General features: G+C 41.0%; 12 protein-coding genes, 1 tRNA gene and 2 rRNA genes (1 of these 15 running past the window's edge). 5 read left to right on the plus strand and 10 right to left on the minus strand.

From position 1 onward, the window contains the following. Both WDJ61_RS14295 and WDJ61_RS14300 read right to left on the minus strand, forming a co-directional pair. Positions 1–1074: ribosomal RNA gene (locus tag WDJ61_RS14295) — 23S ribosomal RNA — on the minus strand; it reaches 1859 nt to the left of the window's first position. A gap of 164 nt (positions 1075–1238) precedes the next feature. Beyond that, positions 1239–2793, minus strand: a 16S ribosomal RNA gene (locus tag WDJ61_RS14300). The 16S and 23S rRNA genes sit together here, the layout of an rRNA operon. A 501-nt stretch (positions 2794–3294) precedes the next feature. Here WDJ61_RS14300 and WDJ61_RS14305 point away from each other — a divergent pair. Continuing rightward, complete coding sequence (locus WDJ61_RS14305; RefSeq protein WP_338750852.1) at positions 3295–3990, plus strand: MgtC/SapB family protein; 696 nt, start codon at positions 3295–3297, stop codon at positions 3988–3990. A gap of 339 nt (positions 3991–4329) precedes the next feature. Here WDJ61_RS14305 and WDJ61_RS14310 read toward each other — a convergent pair. After that, positions 4330–4402: transfer RNA gene (locus WDJ61_RS14310), tRNA-Ala, on the minus strand. 115 nt (positions 4403–4517) lie between these two features. Between WDJ61_RS14310 and WDJ61_RS14315 the strand changes: the two genes are divergently transcribed. Next, positions 4518–5510, plus strand: coding sequence for a potassium channel family protein (locus WDJ61_RS14315; RefSeq protein ID WP_338750854.1), 993 nt, complete (start codon positions 4518–4520; stop codon positions 5508–5510). Here the strand turns inward: WDJ61_RS14315 and WDJ61_RS14320 are convergent. Beyond that, the gene (locus WDJ61_RS14320; protein ID WP_338754806.1) at positions 5497–5904 is read right to left on the minus strand and encodes a YugN-like family protein; all 408 of its coding nucleotides are present in this window, start codon (positions 5902–5904) and stop codon (positions 5497–5499) included. The genes WDJ61_RS14315 and WDJ61_RS14320 overlap by 14 nt on opposite strands. A 79-nt stretch (positions 5905–5983) precedes the next feature. Then, positions 5984–7339 (minus strand): glucose-6-phosphate isomerase, encoded by a 1356-nt coding sequence (locus tag WDJ61_RS14325; RefSeq protein ID WP_338750856.1) that lies wholly within the window; start codon positions 7337–7339, stop codon positions 5984–5986. Positions 7340–7580: 241 nt separating this feature from the next. Between WDJ61_RS14325 and WDJ61_RS14330 the strand changes: the two genes are divergently transcribed. After that, entirely contained in the window at positions 7581–7814 is a 234-nt protein-coding gene (locus tag WDJ61_RS14330) for a DUF378 domain-containing protein (RefSeq protein WP_338750858.1), read from the plus strand. Positions 7815–7886: 72 nt separating this feature from the next. On the opposite strand, the gene WDJ61_RS14335 is transcribed toward WDJ61_RS14330, so the two are convergent. From WDJ61_RS14335 to pruA, 3 genes are all read right to left on the minus strand, one after another. Then, the gene (locus WDJ61_RS14335; protein WP_338750860.1) at positions 7887–9131 is read right to left on the minus strand and encodes a Glu/Leu/Phe/Val dehydrogenase; all 1245 of its coding nucleotides are present in this window, start codon (positions 9129–9131) and stop codon (positions 7887–7889) included. A 45-nt stretch (positions 9132–9176) separates the two neighbouring features. Continuing rightward, positions 9177–10376, minus strand: a complete 1200-nt coding sequence (locus WDJ61_RS14340) for an ornithine--oxo-acid transaminase (protein WP_338750862.1) — start codon at positions 10374–10376, stop codon at positions 9177–9179. Between the two features lie 151 nt (positions 10377–10527). Next, the gene (pruA, locus tag WDJ61_RS14345) at positions 10528–12069 is read right to left on the minus strand and encodes an L-glutamate gamma-semialdehyde dehydrogenase (protein WP_338754807.1); all 1542 of its coding nucleotides are present in this window, start codon (positions 12067–12069) and stop codon (positions 10528–10530) included. A gap of 186 nt (positions 12070–12255) precedes the next feature. On the opposite strand from pruA, the gene WDJ61_RS14350 reads away from it, so the two are divergent. Continuing rightward, positions 12256–13662, plus strand: coding sequence for a sigma-54 interaction domain-containing protein (locus WDJ61_RS14350; protein WP_338750864.1), 1407 nt, complete (start codon positions 12256–12258; stop codon positions 13660–13662). A 262-nt stretch (positions 13663–13924) separates the two neighbouring features. Here the strand turns inward: WDJ61_RS14350 and nhaC are convergent, their stop codons facing one another. Further along, positions 13925–15367, minus strand: a complete 1443-nt coding sequence (gene nhaC / locus WDJ61_RS14355; protein ID WP_338750866.1) for a Na+/H+ antiporter NhaC — start codon at positions 15365–15367, stop codon at positions 13925–13927. A 345-nt stretch (positions 15368–15712) separates the two neighbouring features. Next, a complete protein-coding gene (gene yugI / locus WDJ61_RS14360; RefSeq protein ID WP_338750868.1) occupies positions 15713–16075 on the minus strand; it encodes a S1 domain-containing post-transcriptional regulator GSP13 in 363 nt (120 codons plus the stop codon). 226 nt (positions 16076–16301) lie between these two features. Here yugI and WDJ61_RS14365 point away from each other — a divergent pair, with 226 nt between their 5' ends. After that, positions 16302–17645: a sodium-dependent transporter gene (locus WDJ61_RS14365; RefSeq protein WP_338750871.1), complete on the plus strand. Its 1344-nt coding sequence runs from the start codon at positions 16302–16304 to the stop codon at positions 17643–17645. Positions 17646–17650 lie beyond the last annotated feature (5 nt).

Below are 17650 nucleotides of genomic sequence, written 5' to 3' on the forward strand. Positions count from 1 at the left end.
TTTCCACTTAACGTATACTTTGGGACCTTAGCTGGTGGTCTGGGCTGTTTCCCTCTTGACTACGGATCTTATCACTCGCAGTCTGACTCCCAAGGATAAGTCTTTGGCATTCGGAGTTTGTCTGAATTCGGTAACCCGATGGGGGCCCCTAGTCCAAACAGTGCTCTACCTCCAAGACTCTTCCCTTGAGGCTAGCCCTAAAGCTATTTCGGAGAGAACCAGCTATCTCCAGGTTCGATTGGAATTTCACCGCTACCCACACCTCATCCCCGCACTTTTCAACGTGCGTGGGTTCGGGCCTCCAGTAAGTGTTACCTTACCTTCACCCTGGACATGGGTAGATCACCTGGTTTCGGGTCTACGACCTCATACTCATTCGCCCTATTCAGACTCGCTTTCGCTGCGGCTCCGCCTTTTTGGCTTAACCTTGCATGAAATCGTAACTCGCCGGTTCATTCTACAAAAGGCACGCTATCACCCATTAACGGGCTCTAACTACTTGTAGGCACACGGTTTCAGGATCTTTTTCACTCCCCTTCCGGGGTGCTTTTCACCTTTCCCTCACGGTACTGGTTCACTATCGGTCACTAGGGAGTATTTAGCCTTGGGAGATGGTCCTCCCGGATTCCGACGGAATTTCACGTGTTCCGCCGTACTCAGGATCCACTCTGGAGAGAACGAAATTTCGGCTACAGGATTGTTACCTTCTCTGATGGGCCTTTCCAGACCTCTTCGCCTATCCCGTTCTTTTGTAACTCCGTGTAGAGTGTCCTACAACCCCAGAAGGCAAGCCTTCTGGTTTGGGCTGTTCCCGTTTCGCTCGCCGCTACTCAGGGAATCGCATTTGCTTTCTCTTCCTCCAGGTACTTAGATGTTTCAGTTCCCCGGGTGTGCCTTCAACTGTCCTATGTATTCAGACAGAGATACTGTTCCATTACGAACAGTGGGTTTCCCCATTCGGAAATCTCTGGATCAATGCTTACTTACAGCTCCCCAGAGCATATCGGAGTTAGTCCCGTCCTTCGTCGGCTCCTAGTGCCAAGGCATCCACCGTGCGCCCTTTCTAACTTAACCTAAAATGGCGATTACTCGGTTATTGCTTGGTTACTTTATACGATATTATCCAGTTTTCAAAGAACAAGTAAATAGAAGGAATTCATCCTTCAAAACTGAACAAAATAAAACGCGTCGTTAATTTGAGTAAGAACAGCGTTCTTACTTTCCGTTAATTTCCTTAGAAAGGAGGTGATCCAGCCGCACCTTCCGATACGGCTACCTTGTTACGACTTCACCCCAATCATCTGCCCCACCTTAGGCGGCTGGCTCCCGTAAGGGTTACCCCACCGACTTCGGGTGTTGCAAACTCTCGTGGTGTGACGGGCGGTGTGTACAAGGCCCGGGAACGTATTCACCGCGGCATGCTGATCCGCGATTACTAGCGATTCCGGCTTCATGTAGGCGAGTTGCAGCCTACAATCCGAACTGAGAATGGTTTTATGGGATTGGCTAAACCTCGCGGTCTTGCAGCCCTTTGTACCATCCATTGTAGCACGTGTGTAGCCCAGGTCATAAGGGGCATGATGATTTGACGTCATCCCCACCTTCCTCCGGTTTGTCACCGGCAGTCACCTTAGAGTGCCCAACTAAATGCTGGCAACTAAGATCAAGGGTTGCGCTCGTTGCGGGACTTAACCCAACATCTCACGACACGAGCTGACGACAACCATGCACCACCTGTCACTCTGTCCCCCGAAGGGGAACGCTCTGTCTCCAGAGTTGTCAGAGGATGTCAAGACCTGGTAAGGTTCTTCGCGTTGCTTCGAATTAAACCACATGCTCCACCGCTTGTGCGGGCCCCCGTCAATTCCTTTGAGTTTCAGCCTTGCGGCCGTACTCCCCAGGCGGAGTGCTTAATGCGTTAGCTGCAGCACTGAAGGGCGGAAACCCTCCAACACTTAGCACTCATCGTTTACGGCGTGGACTACCAGGGTATCTAATCCTGTTTGCTCCCCACGCTTTCGCGCCTCAGCGTCAGTTACAGACCAAAGAGCCGCCTTCGCCACTGGTGTTCCTCCACATCTCTACGCATTTCACCGCTACACGTGGAATTCCGCTCTTCTCTTCTGCACTCAAGTCTTCCAGTTTCCAATGACCCTCCACGGTTGAGCCGTGGGCTTTCACATCAGACTTAAAAGACCGCCTGCGCGCGCTTTACGCCCAATAATTCCGGACAACGCTTGCCACCTACGTATTACCGCGGCTGCTGGCACGTAGTTAGCCGTGGCTTTCTGGTTAGGTACCGTCAAGGTACCGGCAGTTACTCCGATACTTGTTCTTCCCTAACAACAGAGCTTTACGATCCGAAAACCTTCTTCACTCACGCGGCGTTGCTCCGTCAGACTTTCGTCCATTGCGGAAGATTCCCTACTGCTGCCTCCCGTAGGAGTCTGGGCCGTGTCTCAGTCCCAGTGTGGCCGATCACCCTCTCAGGTCGGCTACGCATCGTCGCCTTGGTGAGCCGTTACCTCACCAACTAGCTAATGCGCCGCGGGTCCATCTGTAAGTGACAGCCGAAACCGTCTTTCAATCTTTCTCCATGCGGAGAAAGAACTCATCCGGTATTAGCCCCGGTTTCCCGGAGTTATCCCAGTCTTACAGGCAGGTTACCCACGTGTTACTCACCCGTCCGCCGCTAACTTGAATAGAAGCAAGCTTCCATCAAGTTCGCTCGACTTGCATGTATTAGGCACGCCGCCAGCGTTCGTCCTGAGCCAGGATCAAACTCTCCAAAAAGATGTTTGACTTGCTCATATTTCTTATCCTGCTTAGGTCACCATCAAATGATGCCTTCGCTATTTGAATTAACGTTGACGTTTATTTTGTTCAGTTTTCAAAGATCAATTTCTTCAAGTGCGACTTTTCTAATTTATCACACATCCGAATGAAAGTCAAAACTTTTTTGAAGTTTCATTTTTCGTTACTGTCTTTCGGACAAGAAATAATATATCACGATAAAATATCAAAAACAAGTACTTTTTAAAAAAAATATATTTTTTACAGCATCTTTATTAACGTTATATATTATTCTAGCATCAATCTGTATACAATAAAATGAGCAGCAAAAAAGAGGTACCAAGAAAAACTAGATAATTTTTTGCAAATTCATTCTCGATCTTCCCCCTTGCCCCCTTCCTTATCATCATTTATATCATCATCAATTTGTGTTACATTTAATTATCATTTTAACACTATTATTCAATGTTCCCTTAGCTAAGTAAGAAAGAAGGTATGCTTATGGATTGGCTATTTGAAGCAGACGTATTAATTAAGCTTGCTTTATCAGCCGTTTTAGGATTAGTCATCGGGCTTGAGCGTGAATTAAAAAGAAAGCCCGTTGGATTGAAAACGAGTTTAGTCATTTCGATCGTTAGTTGTTTGTTAACGATCGTATCAATTGAATCAGCCTACAAATCACCAGGAAGTGAGTTCGTCAATATTACGATGGATCCTTTACGTCTCGCCGCACAAATTGTTTCTGGCGTTGGTTTTTTAGGGGCTGGGGTGATTTTACACAGAAGTAATGATAGTATTTCTGGTTTAACCACAGCTGCTATGATTTGGGGAGCTGCCGGTATCGGAATCGTTGTTGGAGCTGGTTTTTTCGCAGAAGCAATTACTGGGCTTGCTTTATTAATTTTCAGTGTTGAAATTATCCCCATTATTTTTAGAGTTTTTGGCCCAAGTGGTTTACAGCGAAAAGCGCTTTTTATTAAAATGACGATCAAAAACAAAGATAATTTAGATGAAGTGATCAATAGTATCGAAGAGGAAGATATCGTCATCACGCGACTACGAATTAAAGATTTAAAAAAGGAAGCGCATTTACTTGAACTAGGTGTGTCTGTCTACTTCCAACGAAGTACAACCGAAATCTATCACACCATATCTGATCTTCCTCATGTAGACAATGTAGAAATTGAAAGCCTGTAAAAAAAGCGGTTTATAAAAGGCCTAGCTACCATATACATATTTAATAGATTTTTTCAGTCTTTAAATATGGATTGGCGCTAAGGTCTTTTTGAATTTATAAACGTTCTTTTTCAAAAAATAGGAATATTTTGCATGACAAACGGGAATAGAATACGAAATAAATCATCTTAAAATTCTGTTTATTGAAAGGAGAAAACTCTATGACAACAAAATGGATTCGTCTAACTGGAGGCTCTGTATTGATCGTAACCATCATTGCTACGATGTTTTTTACAGGTTAATACGAATGTAACTGACATACAAAAAACCTGCAAAATACTTTGCAGGTTTTTTGTATTATGGAGACTATCGGGATCGAACCGACGACCTCTTGCATGCCATGCAAGCGCTCTCCCAGCTGAGCTAAGCCCCCGTAGAATGTCTCAACTAATATTATATTCAAATTATAATAAATAGCAATAGTTTTTGTTTCAATTTTTCAAAAAAGGAAATACTGTTGAAAGAAAAAAATGGAAGGAGAGCTTTTTATGCTTCAGCAATTCTATTTTAAATTTGTCGAAGCCCCAACTTTACTAAGAATATTTTCGATGGCTATTTTTTTTATCATTTTTTTTGGAATTACGATCCATTTCATCGAGCCACAGACATTCCCTACGATATTTGAAGGGATTTGGTGGGCGGTTGTTACCGCGTCTACGGTAGGTTTCGGGGACTATGCCCCCAAAACAGTACCTGGACGGATACTTGGCATCGGGCTAATCTTTATTGGAGCAGGCTTCTTATCCGCTTATTTTATTCGTTTAGCGACCACGACAGTAGCTTCACAAAACGCCTTGAAAGAAGGAAAGACGATGTACGCTCAAAAAAACCATTTGGTCATTGTTGGCTGGAACGAACGATCTAAGGAAATTATTGATCAGCTCCAGGAGATGACCATCCCTCGCCAGATTGTTTTAATCGACGATTCCTTAAAAGCCAATCCATACACTTCAAGAATTGTCCATTTTATTCAAGGAGCTCCTTATAAGGATGAAACATTAAAAAAAGCGAACGTAAAAGAAGCCAATATGGTTCTCATTACAGCCGATCAAAATAAAAATGAAGTATATGCCGACATGAACTCTATTTTAACGTTAGTAGCAATGAAAGGTTGTCGTCCTGATCTTTACTGCGTGGTGGAAATTTTAACAAAGGAGCAAGTCATCAATGCTCAACGGGCTGGAGCCAATGAAGTGATTGAAACAAATCGTCACGCCAGTTCCATTATGCTAAACAGCTTATATTTTGACGGTATTTCTAGCACGGTCATTCATTTACTTGATCCATTGAATGGCGGGCATTTAAAAATATTATCCACCAAAGAAGAATGGAGCCACCTTAGCTTCGGACAGTTAGCACCGCTTTTATTACAAGAACAAACGTTATTGATCGGCATTCAAAGGGAGGAGAAAACATATATTAACCCTCCCTTTGAATTTCCTATTCAGCGAGCGGACGAGCTATTAATTATTCAACGTTGAGAATAGCCTCCACTTCTTCTAAAAGCCGCTTTCCGGCAATTACATACTTTTCTTTTAATTGGCCATCCGGATCTCGCGGTTCAGAAAACTGATTAACCGAACCGCTCACTACTCCTGCTTCGGCATAATCATCGAGCCCTCGTTGATATACATGAGCTAGTACATAAGGTTGACTGAAACGCACTGATACTCCCGGTGTATCTAACTGACCATCTATTGCTGAAAAGGGTAAACGCAGAAACTGGTACCCCCCCTCATGATCTATTTTGTAATCAAATGAGCCATGATCATAATCCCAATTCCCACCAATTACAAATCCCATTGGCTTCAATTTTTGTTCTAACTCATATAAATTAAAATGTTTTCCTTGTAGCCGTGAAGCAAGTTCAATCATCATGTACTCCCCTTTCTGTATTCAAGTTTTCTATAGTATTTCCTAAAACAAAAAAAATCGCGGATTTCTCCGCGATTTTTTATTTAGATGTTAATCTCTGCTCTAGACTTTGCTTCTTATCTTCATAACCTGACTTACCGAGCAAAGCAAACATATTGACTTTATACGCTTCGACACCTGGTTGATCGAACGGATTGACTCCTAATAAATAACAGCTCATCGCACAGGCTTTTTCAAAGAAATAAACAAGATACCCAAAAGAGTATGCATCCATTATAGGTACCGTTACAATTAAGTTAGGTACGCCACCATCTGTATGAGCAAGCAATGTTCCCTCAAAGGCTTTTTGATTCACAAAATCGATGGTTTTTCCAGCTAGATAATTCAAACCATCTAAATCAGACTCGTCTCCTTCAATCATTTGTTCTTGTCTAGACGTCTCTACTTTAATGACCGTCTCAAATAAATCTCTACGTCCTTCTTGAACATATTGTCCTAGTGAATGAAGATCGGTTGAAAAGTTAGCGGATGCTGGGAAAATTCCTTTTCGATCCTTCCCTTCACTTTCTCCAAATAATTGCTTCCACCATTCAGAAAAATATTGCAGCCCCGGCTCATAATTAACGAGCATTTCAATCGTTTTCCCTTGATTGTATAAAACACGACGAACTGCCGCATATTGATAAGCGATGTTTTGATCGAGCTCAGACTCACTTAAATCTCCAACCGCTTGTGCCGCACCTTTCATCACCTCTGTGATGTCCGCTCCGCTGACCGCTATCGGTAATAAACCGACCGCTGTCAACACAGAAAAGCGCCCACCTACATCATCAGGAATAATAAAGGATTCATACTCTTCATTTAAGGTTAGGGTTTTAAGAGCCCCTTTTTGACGATCCGTTGTGGCATAAATCCGTTGTCTCGCTTCTTCCACCCCGTATTCTTCTTCTAACAGCTTGCGAAACATTCGAAAAGCAACTGCTGGTTCAGTCGTTGTACCAGATTTAGAAATAACATTAATTGACCAGTCTTTCCCCTCTAATACATCACATAACTCTTTCATGTAGGAAGAACTCAAATTGTTCCCAACAAAAAGAATTTGCGGAGTGGTTCGTTTTTCTTTAGATAAAAGGTTATAAAAGCTATGACTTAGCATATCAATCGCCGCTTTTGCTCCTAAGTAAGAACCACCAATCCCAATGACCACTAACACATCTGAATCACTTTGAATTTTGTCAGCTGCTCTTTGAATGCGAGAAAATTCTTCTTTGTTGTATTGAATAGGTAATTCAACCCATCCGGTAAACTCTCCACCTTGACCTGTTTTTTCATGCAAGGAATGATGCGCTACTTTTACTGCATCTCGCAAATACTCCAATTCATGTTCACCAAAAAATGATAATGCCTTGGAATAGTCAAACTTAATATGGGTCATTGCCACGAGACCTCCGTTTTACTTTTTTCATTCTTACTTTAACTTTAACTAAGGGATGAAGCAAGGAAAAAAGTTAGAACTATTTTCTTTTTTTAACAGTGAATGATCCTTTGTCCACCAAAAGAACATTTATGGAAAATGATAGACCAATAATCAATACATACATCAACAGTTCACTCGTTGTATAGAAAAAAGAAGGTGACACATACTAAAGCTGTCATAGATGAAAGGAGGGAATGAAATGAGTGGGCTTCAACGTTTTGCTTTAGCCTTGACTATTATCGGAGCTATTAACTGGGGATTAATTGGCTTATTCCGTTTTGATTTAGTAGCTTCAATATTCGGGGGACAAACATCAGGTCTTTCTAGATTTATTTATACACTAGTTGGTCTTGCCGGGCTCATTAATCTTGGTTTACTGTTTAAACCAGATGAAGAAATAAATTTCAGAAGAAATCCTACTTCAAATCCTTAGCGAAAATAAAGGCCAGTGAGAGCAATCTCACTGGCTTAATATATGTGGCAAGTATATGTGGTTTTTATCTAATTATACCCATCCTCTGAACTTGGAAGCTTCAGCTGTTCTACGAACTCCTACCATGTAAGCCGCTAAACGCATGTTCACTCCACGTGTTTGAGATGTTTCGTAAATGTTGTTGAACGCAGAAACTAACGTGTCATTAAGTTTTTCATTGACTTCTTCTTCCGTCCAGTAATAACCTTGGTTGTTTTGTACCCACTCAAAGTATGAAACTGTTACACCACCAGAGCTAGCTAACACATCAGGCACAAGAAGAATTCCGCGATCTGTCAAAATTTTCGTTGCTTCTAATGTCGTTGGACCATTCGCTGCTTCTACAACGATAGACGCTTTAATATTATGAGCGTTTTCTTCTGTAATTTGGTTAGAGATCGCTGCAGGCACTAAAATGTCACAATCAAGCTCTAAAAGTTCTTGGTTAGAGATCGTGTTTTCAAACAATGTAGTGATTGTTCCAAAGCTATCACGACGATCAAGTAAATAATCAATATCTAAGCCGTTAGGATCATGAAGCGCTCCATAAGCATCTGAAATACCGATTACTTTCGCTCCAGCGTCATGCATAAACTTCGCTAAGAAGCTTCCTGCATTACCAAAGCCTTGAATGACAATACGTGCACCTTCAACATTAATACCAATTTTTTTAGCTGCTTCTCTAATGCAGATGGTTACCCCTTGAGCTGTCGCTTTCTCACGTCCGTGAGATCCACCAAGAACAAGCGGCTTTCCTGTAATGAAGTTTGGAGAATCATACTCGCGAATGCGGCTGTATTCATCCATCATCCATGCCATAATTTGAGAGTTCGTATATACATCTGGAGCTGGAATATCTTTTGTCGGACCAACCATTTGACTGATCGCACGAACATATCCACGGCTTAAACGTTCGACTTCTCCCATTGACATTTGACGAGGGTCACAGACAACTCCGCCTTTTCCCCCTCCATAAGGTAAGTCAACAATACCAGCTTTTAATGTCATCCACGCTGCTAGTGCTTTGACTTCTTCTTCATTCACCTCAGGATGAAAACGAACTCCCCCTTTAGAAGGACCAGCTGCATCACTATGCTGTGCTCGATATCCAGTGAACACCTTTGTAGATCCATCATCCATACGTACTGGAATACGGACTGTTAACATGCGAAGTGGCTCTTTTAAAAGCTCGTACATTTCTTCCGTATAGCCCAGTTTTGTCAGCGCTTCTTTAATGACATTCTGAGTAGATGTGAATAAATTTAGATTTTCCGACATTTGATATTCGCCTCTTTTATCTTATTATCATTAGTTTATACTAGGTTACCCTAATACTTTTTGAATGCGTTCGATTGCCCAATCTAATTCTTCTTTAGAAATAACTAATGGCGGGGCAAAACGGATCACTGTATCATGAGTTTCTTTACAAAGCAAGTTTTCTTCTTTCAATGCTTCACAATATTTACGAGCTGGTTCTGTTAGCTCTACACCGATAAATAACCCTCTACCGCGAACTGCTTTAATCATTGGGTTTTGGATTTCTTTTAGTTTGCCCACAAAATATTCCCCTAATTCTAAGGAACGCTCAGCAAGCTTTTCGTTCTCAAGCACTTCAAGAGCAGCTAAAGATACCGCACAAGCCATTGGATTTCCACCGAAAGTTGACCCGTGAGAACCAGGATTGAACACGCTTAAGATATCCTTGTTAGCCACAACACAAGAGATTGGGAATACCCCGCCTCCAAGCGCTTTACCAAGAATATACATATCCGGTTCGAAGCCTTCCCACTCACAAGCAAACATTTTTCCTGTACGAGCAAGACCTGCTTGAATTTCATCAGCAATAAACATGACATTATTTTCTTTACATAACTCATAAGCAGCTTTTAAGTAGCCAGCTGGTGGAATGTTAATCCCTGCTTCTCCTTGAATCGGTTCAATAATGAAAGCAGCTGTATTTGGTGTAATCGCTTCTTTAAGAGCGTTTACATCGCCATAAGGAACCAGTTTAATACCAGGAAGCATTGGTCCGAAACCACGTTTGTATTCTTCTTCTGATGACAGTGATACTGCTCCCATTGTACGACCATGGAAGTTACCTTCGCAAGCAATAATTTCAGCTTGACCATCAGAAATTTTCTTTACATCATATCCCCAGCGTCTTGCAGCCTTAAGTGCTGTCTCTACAGCTTCAGCTCCCGTGTTCATCGGAAGAGCCATCTCTTTGTTCGCTAATTTACAAATTTTCTCATACCAAGGTCCAAGTTGGTCACTGTGGAATGCTCTTGATGTTAATGTTACACGATCCGCTTGTTCTTTAAGCGCTTCAATAATTTTCGGATGACGATGTCCTTGGTTTACAGCAGAATATGCACTAAGCATATCCATATATTTGTTGCCTTCTGGATCTTTCACCCAAACTCCTTCAGCCTCAGAAATAACGATCGGTAGTGGATGATAATTTTGAGCTCCATATTGCTCTGTTTGTTCAATAATTTGTTGAGAATTAACGTTGGTAGTCATCATGTTCCTCCTTATGAATGATATGTACTATGTTGTAAAAAGGGGCCAAAAACGGAACGCCCCCGATGACATTCATTTTAAAAAGCGACAGGAGCGAAGTGTTTATTAAGCAGCTCCGCCCTTTTCCGCTAGGTCAGACCTCAAAAAAGTATTATAGCATTTCTGAAGTTGTTTTTGCTTGCATGTGTAGCTGTAAGTAGTCTGGGCCACCTGCTTTAGAATCGGTTCCTGACATGTTGAAACCGCCGAATGGTTGGTATCCAACGATTGCTCCTGTACAGCCGCGATTGAAGTAAAGGTTACCCACATGGAAGTCTTCACGTGCTTTTTCCATGTTCGCACGGTTACTTGTAATCACCGCACCTGTTAAACCGTATTCTGTGTTGTTTGCAATTTCAAGCGCATGATCGAAATCTTTCGCTTTTGCAAATGCCACGACTGGGCCAAAGATTTCTTCTTGCATTAAACGAGCTTTCGGATCGACATCCGCTACGATCGTTGGTTGAACGAAGTAACCTTTGGAGTCATCGCCTTCGCCACCTGTTAATACGCGGCCTTCTTCATGGCCAAGTTTTGCATAGCTCATCACTTTATCGAAAGCAGCTTGGTCAATTACTGGTCCCATGTAATGCTCTAATGGGTTGCCTGCTGAAATTTCTTTCGTTAATTCTACTGCACGATTTAATACTTGATCGTACACATCTTCTACGATGACAGCACGAGAACAAGCCGAACATTTTTGTCCTGAGAAACCGAACGCTGATTTCACGATCGATTGAGCCGCTAACTCAAGATCCGCTTCTTTATCGACCACGATCGTGTCTTTTCCGCCCATCTCAGCGATGACACGTTTTAACCAAATTTGACCTTCGTTTACTTTTGACGCACGTTCGAAAATACGAAGACCTACGTCACGAGAACCTGTGAACGAGATGAAGCGTGTTTTCGGATGATCTACTAAGTAATCGCCCACTTCGGCGCCGCTTCCTGGTACGAAGTTTAATACGCCTTTTGGAAGACCTGCTTCTTCCATAACTTCTACAAATTTCGCCGCAACGATCGGTGTAGTAGAAGCTGGTTTTAATAGAACGGTATTTCCTGTCACGATTGCCGCTACTGTTGTACCAGCCATGATCGCAAGTGGGAAGTTCCAAGGAGAAATGATGATCCCTACTCCTAATGGAATGTAGCCGTAACGGTTGAATTCGCCTGGGCGACTTTCTACTTTCACGCCATCTTTAATTTGTAGCATTTGACGAGCGTAGAACTCAATGAAGTCGATTGCTTCTGCAGTATCCGCATCCGCTTCATTCATCGGCTTTCCTGCTTCTTTGGTTAATAGAGCAGAGAATTCATGCTTGCGGCGACGAATGATCGCAGCTGCTTTGAATAATACATCCGCACGAACTTCTGGTTTTACTTTTTTCCAAGTTTCAAATGTTTCTACCGCTGCTTGCATCGCTTGTTCGGCTAGCTCTTGGCTTGCTTTTGATACACGGCCGATTACTTCTTGCTTATCAGCTGGGTTATAAGAAGTGATTTTATCTTCTGTCGTGATTTTTTCACCGCCGATAACAAGCGGATAATCTTGACCTAAATAACCTTGCACAAGACCTAACGCCTCTTCGTATGCTTTTTTATTCTCTTCTTTCGAAAAGTCTGTGAATGGTTCATGTTTATATGGAATCATGATATTTCCTCCTCTAATTAATAAAATTTTTTAAAAATGCTCATTTTTTTTACCCTACAAACATTCGTTCGCAGAAAAATTCCTTTGCACTAAGAAAACCCTTACAATATAATAATGCAAAATATTGTTGCTTTTTTCAAGTGTTTTTTCATAAAATAATAATAAATTTACAAACAGGGGGAAGATTTTATGTCTTTAAAAGATTTAGAATTATTATTAACGATGTACACAGAAGTCGCAGAGAAAATCGATTTAGGCATCCATGTTATTGATTCCAATGAAAAGACGATTATATACAATAAAAAAATGCGAGAAATTGAAGGCATGGGAATCGAGGATGTGCTTGATAGAAATCTTCTTGACGTATTCCAATTTGATCGTGCCGAAGAAAGTACCCTCCTGCAAGTATTGAAAACCGGAGAAGCGATTCAAAACGTCAAACAAACGTACTTTAATATAAACGGACATGAAATTACAACGATCAACCACACATTCCCGATCGTAGAAGATTCCTTAATCATCGGTGCGGTAGAAATAGCAAAAGATGTCACTAAGCTTGAAAAAATGATTCAAGAAAACATTTTAAAAAAGGGCGACACTCATTACACATTCGACAATATCATTAGCGAAAATCCATCGGTAGTCGAAGCGATCGAAACGAGCAAGCGAGCGACTCGCACCTCCTCTTCTGTGTTAATTATTGGCGAAATCGGAACGGGCAAAGAATTATTTGCTGAAAGTATTCATAACGGAAGCCCTCGCTCAAATAAGCCATTTATTTCTCAAAATTGTGCGGCCCTTCCCGACACATTAATAGAGAGTATTCTATTTGGAAGCAACGGCGATTCTGACTTAGATGACGATCGACCTGGATTATTTGAACAAGCAAACGGCGGCACTTTATTACTGGATGAAATTGACGCTTTAAGTCTGAGTTTGCAATCGAAATTGTTACGAGTAATTCAAGAGAAAAAGCTTCGACGTGAAGATGGGGCCAAAGATACCCCGGTAGATGTACGTCTAATCGCGACCATTAGTGAAGATCCGATCGATGCCATTGCTGCCAACAAACTGAGAAAAGATCTATATTACCGCTTAAGTGTCGTATCTGTTTTTATCCCACCACTTCGCGAACGAAAAGAGGATATCGACCTTCTTTCCCAATTTTTCATCAATAAGTACAATCATCTATTTGGTATGCATATTCAATCACTTGATGAAGAAGTAAAGGAATATTTCTCTAATTATGAATGGCCTGGAAATGTCCGCGAGCTTGAGCATGTAATTGAGGGAGCGATGAACTTGATGGAGCATGAAGAGATCATCACGTTTACCCACTTACCAAGTTCATTTCGTAATAAATCTGGCGTTGGTTTAGAATCAAAGGAACTTGAAAAAATAGAAGGCTTTCTCTATCAGCCTAAAACAGTTTTACCTCTTGAGGAATACATCCAAGAAGCGGAAACTTATTATATTAAAAAAGCACTTCAGCATCACGAACATAATATTACTAAAACAGCGAAAGCACTTGGAATGAGCCGCCAAAACCTACAATATCGCATTCGAAAATATGATATTGGTAAAAATAATTACTAACGAAAAAGAGCTACCTTCACTAAAAAAATGAAGGTAGCTCTTTTTTTATCCCGCATTAACGGGCTGTAAGACCCCCACCTCAACCTAGCAGAAGAAGCGTAGGCATATAGGTGGGGGATCAACAGCCCGTAAAAGCCCGATCCGTTCGGGCCTGCACGATGCAGGTTACAAAGGCGTTGCAACAGGACGTTGCGCTCTTAGCCTTTGTTCCTCTTTTAATCAGTGGGGGATGAAGAAAACCCCCACTGATTGAAGTTTCACTTTATGATGCTACTTGTTTTTGTAGCATTTCTTTTTCTTCTAATTCTTTTATTTGTTCATCTGTTAAGTATTCTATTTTCAACCCAAGGAACGCCATAATAATTGAGATAATTGGTACAGTATAGTTCAATACCGCATATGGGGCATATTCAAACGGGTGAACAGCTAGCATCGAAACAATAAACACACCACAAGTGTTCCAAGGAATAAATACAGAGGTCACTGTTCCCCCATCCTCTAATGCACGCGATAAATTTTTAGAGTGTAATTTCTTTTCACGAAACGCCGTAACATACATTCTTCCCGGAAGAAGAATGGAAATATATTGCTCGGAAGCGGTTGCATTTGTAATAAAAGCAGACATAATCGTTGCAGTAATTAAGCTTCCTGTTGAGCGAGCAACTTTCAAAATTTGCCCAACGATGGCTTTCAACATACCTGTTTGTTCCATCACGCCTCCAAATGTCATCGCAACAATCGTCAAGGAAATCGTCCCCATCATATCATCTATTCCACCGCGATTAAATAACTCATCTACCATTGCATTCCCTGTTTCAATCGAGAAACCTTGCTGAAGTGTATTCGTCGCATCAGCCAAACTTCCACCTTGAATGAATACATGAGAAGCCCAACCAAGAAAAATACCGATAGCAAGAGCCGGTAGGGCAGGCACCTTCTTCGCTACAAGCACAATAACTAACACCGGAATAAGCAACAACCATGGAGAAATCACAAAGTTCTCATTTAAAACATTTAAAATTTGATCAATATTTTTTGTATCCACGTTCGATGAAGAAAACTGACGTCCAAGGAAAAAGTACACAACTAAAGCAATAAGCATACTTGGAATCGTTGTGTAGAACATATGTTTAATATGATCAAACAAGTCCGTTCCAGTAATACCTGCCGCTAAATTGGTTGTATCTGAAAGCGGTGACATTTTATCGCCGAAATAAGAACCAGAAATAATCGCACCAGCCACCATCGGAGCTGGAATACCCATACTTAGGCCAATCCCCATTCCTGCGACACCAATCGTTCCCATCGTTGACCAAGAACTACCAATGGCCAACGTAACGACTGCACAAATCACACTAATTGACACTAAAAATAAGGAAGGGGTAATGATTTGCAATCCATAATAAATCATTGTAGCAACAATTCCGCCACCAATCCAAGCGCCAATCGTTAAACCAACCATAATGATAATTAAAATAGCTGGTAAGGCCAGTTTAATGCCATTATAGGCTCCCTGTTCAATCGTTTCCCATTTGTATCCATACTTCAAAGCAATGATCGAAGCCGCCACTGTTCCAACTAGTAGTGGAACGTGAGGACTTCCTTCAAACTTAATGACCGTTACAGCCATGGTACCAATCATTACAAGCATTGGCAAAATAGCTAATAAAAATGGTATTTTGATCTCCTGATTTTCTCTCTGCATACTTCTACTCCCCTTTACTTTACATGTTGCAGCCAAAGCTCGGCTCTTAAGACAAAATGAAACCCCTTACATTCAAGTGAAAAAAAATTAACTAAGTAACGCAAAATCAATTAGCAGACGCAAATTAATTTTGCACAATATGCTAAATTTTCTAACTAAGATGATTTTAATTATACACATTTTTTAAAGTTTTGAAATATTTTTTTCATATTTTGTGGATTTTCACAAATAGAGGATGAATATGTAAGTTTTAGCGGGCTAACTGAAGTGCATCTATCATTTCCTATATAATAAAAAAGCATGGAGATCTGCTGCCCCCATGCTTCTTCTATTATCTATTATTGGTTATTTTTCTTCTTCTGATTGTTCGATCCATTCTTTCAATTTATGCTTTAGCGTATTAAACCCTGCACTATTTTCCCCTAGTTTAATGCGACGCACTTCATGAATAGAAGTTGGTTTAGATTCCGCTGTTGCACGAATAGATAAACTAATTTTCCCCTCTTCTTCATTCACTGAAATCACTTTCACTGTGACTTCTTTTCCCACTTCTAGGTGGTCATGAATATCCTTTACATACCCGTGAGTAATTTCTGAAATATGAACCAACCCCTGCATCCCATTTTCAAGTGCAATGAACGCTCCATATGGTTGAATCCCTGTTACCTTCCCTGTTACAATTTGCCCTGGTTCATAATTATTTCCCATCCAAACACTCCTAAAAAATTGTTTTCCTTATCTACGAATCATAAAATTATACCATATTGGTAAAAAAATATCTAAACATACATATGTGAGCAAATTTTTTACATAATAGGTGTTGAAAGCCTTTACAAATTGATAAAATTCTGTGAATTGTGAAAAAAGCCTGTTTTTTTGAAAGAAAACATAGTAAGGTAATACAGTTATCACACATTTGAAAGAGGAGAATGAAATGAGTAAAAAAGAACAATGGTCTTCGAAGATCGGCTTTATTCTTGCAGCAGCAGGTTCAGCGATCGGACTTGGCGCCATTTGGAAATTCCCCTATATGGCCGGAACAAACGGAGGAGGAGTGTTCTTTCTTCTATTTATCTTATTTACGGTCATCATTGGGGCGCCAATTTTATTGGCAGAGTTTTTTATTGGAAGACGAACACAAAAGGATGCGGTAAGTGCCTTCAAAGAATTAGTACCTCATTCGGCTTGGCCGCTCGTTGGTATATTGGGTGTTGGATCTGCTTTTATTATTTTATCCTTTTACAGTGTAGTTGGTGGTTGGATTTTATCCTATATTTTCCGAAATCTTACTGGACAATTGTTCATAGAAGGAAAAACAGATTATAATGCTTTATTCGATCAAATTATTAGCAACCCTACCGAAGTGTTAATCGCACAAGGTTTGTTTATGCTAATGGCGATATTTGTTGTACGCGGTGGCATTCAAAAAGGGATTGAACGAGCGAGTGTAGTTTTAATGCCAGCTCTCTTCCTATTGTTTATCGCACTTGTCATTCGTTCCTTAACATTAGATGGAGCGATGGAAGGCGTGAAATTCCTGTTGCAGCCGGATTGGTCGCTCTTAACAGGAAAAACAGCTTTGCTAGCTTTAGGCCAAGCCTTTTTCGCCTTAAGTATTGGTGTATCGATCATGATTACATACGCTTCGTATTTAGGAAAAGAACAGGACATGCCACGATCAGCTTTTTCTGTTGCTGGGCTTAATATTCTTATTTCGCTTTTAGCGGGGCTTGTTATTTTCCCAGCCGTTTTTGCTTTAGGCTTCGAACCAGATGCAGGCCCTGGACTTGTGTTTGTCGTTCTTCCAGCGGTCTTTAATGAAATGGCCTTTGGGAACATATTTTTCTTTATTTTCTTATTATTGTTATTGTTCGCTACACTTACATCAGCGTTTTCGATTCTTGAAATTGTTGTAGCCGCCTTTACAAAAGGAGATCCAAATAAACGAAAAAAATTCACTTGGATTGCAGGCATTCTTATTTTCATTACAGGTATTCCAAGTGCTTTATCATTCGGCGTGCTTAGTGATGTGACGATTTTTAATAAATCGATTTTTGATTTTGCTGACTACATTACAGCGAACATTGGGATGCCTATAGGCGCTTTATTTATTTCCATCTTTGTTGGCTACCGAATGAAACGAAATGACGTCTACGAAGAAATCACTCGCGGTTCTTCCATGAGCCCCAAGCTATTCGGCATTTGGTACTTCTGCGTCAAATACGTCGCACCCGTAGCCATCATCCTCATCTTCCTACAATCATTTGGATTGTTTTAACGAAA

The sequence above is a fragment of the Bacillus sp. FJAT-52991 genome (genome assembly GCF_037201805.1).
Classification (GTDB): domain Bacteria; phylum Bacillota; class Bacilli; order Bacillales; family Domibacillaceae; genus Bacillus_CE; species Bacillus_CE kandeliae.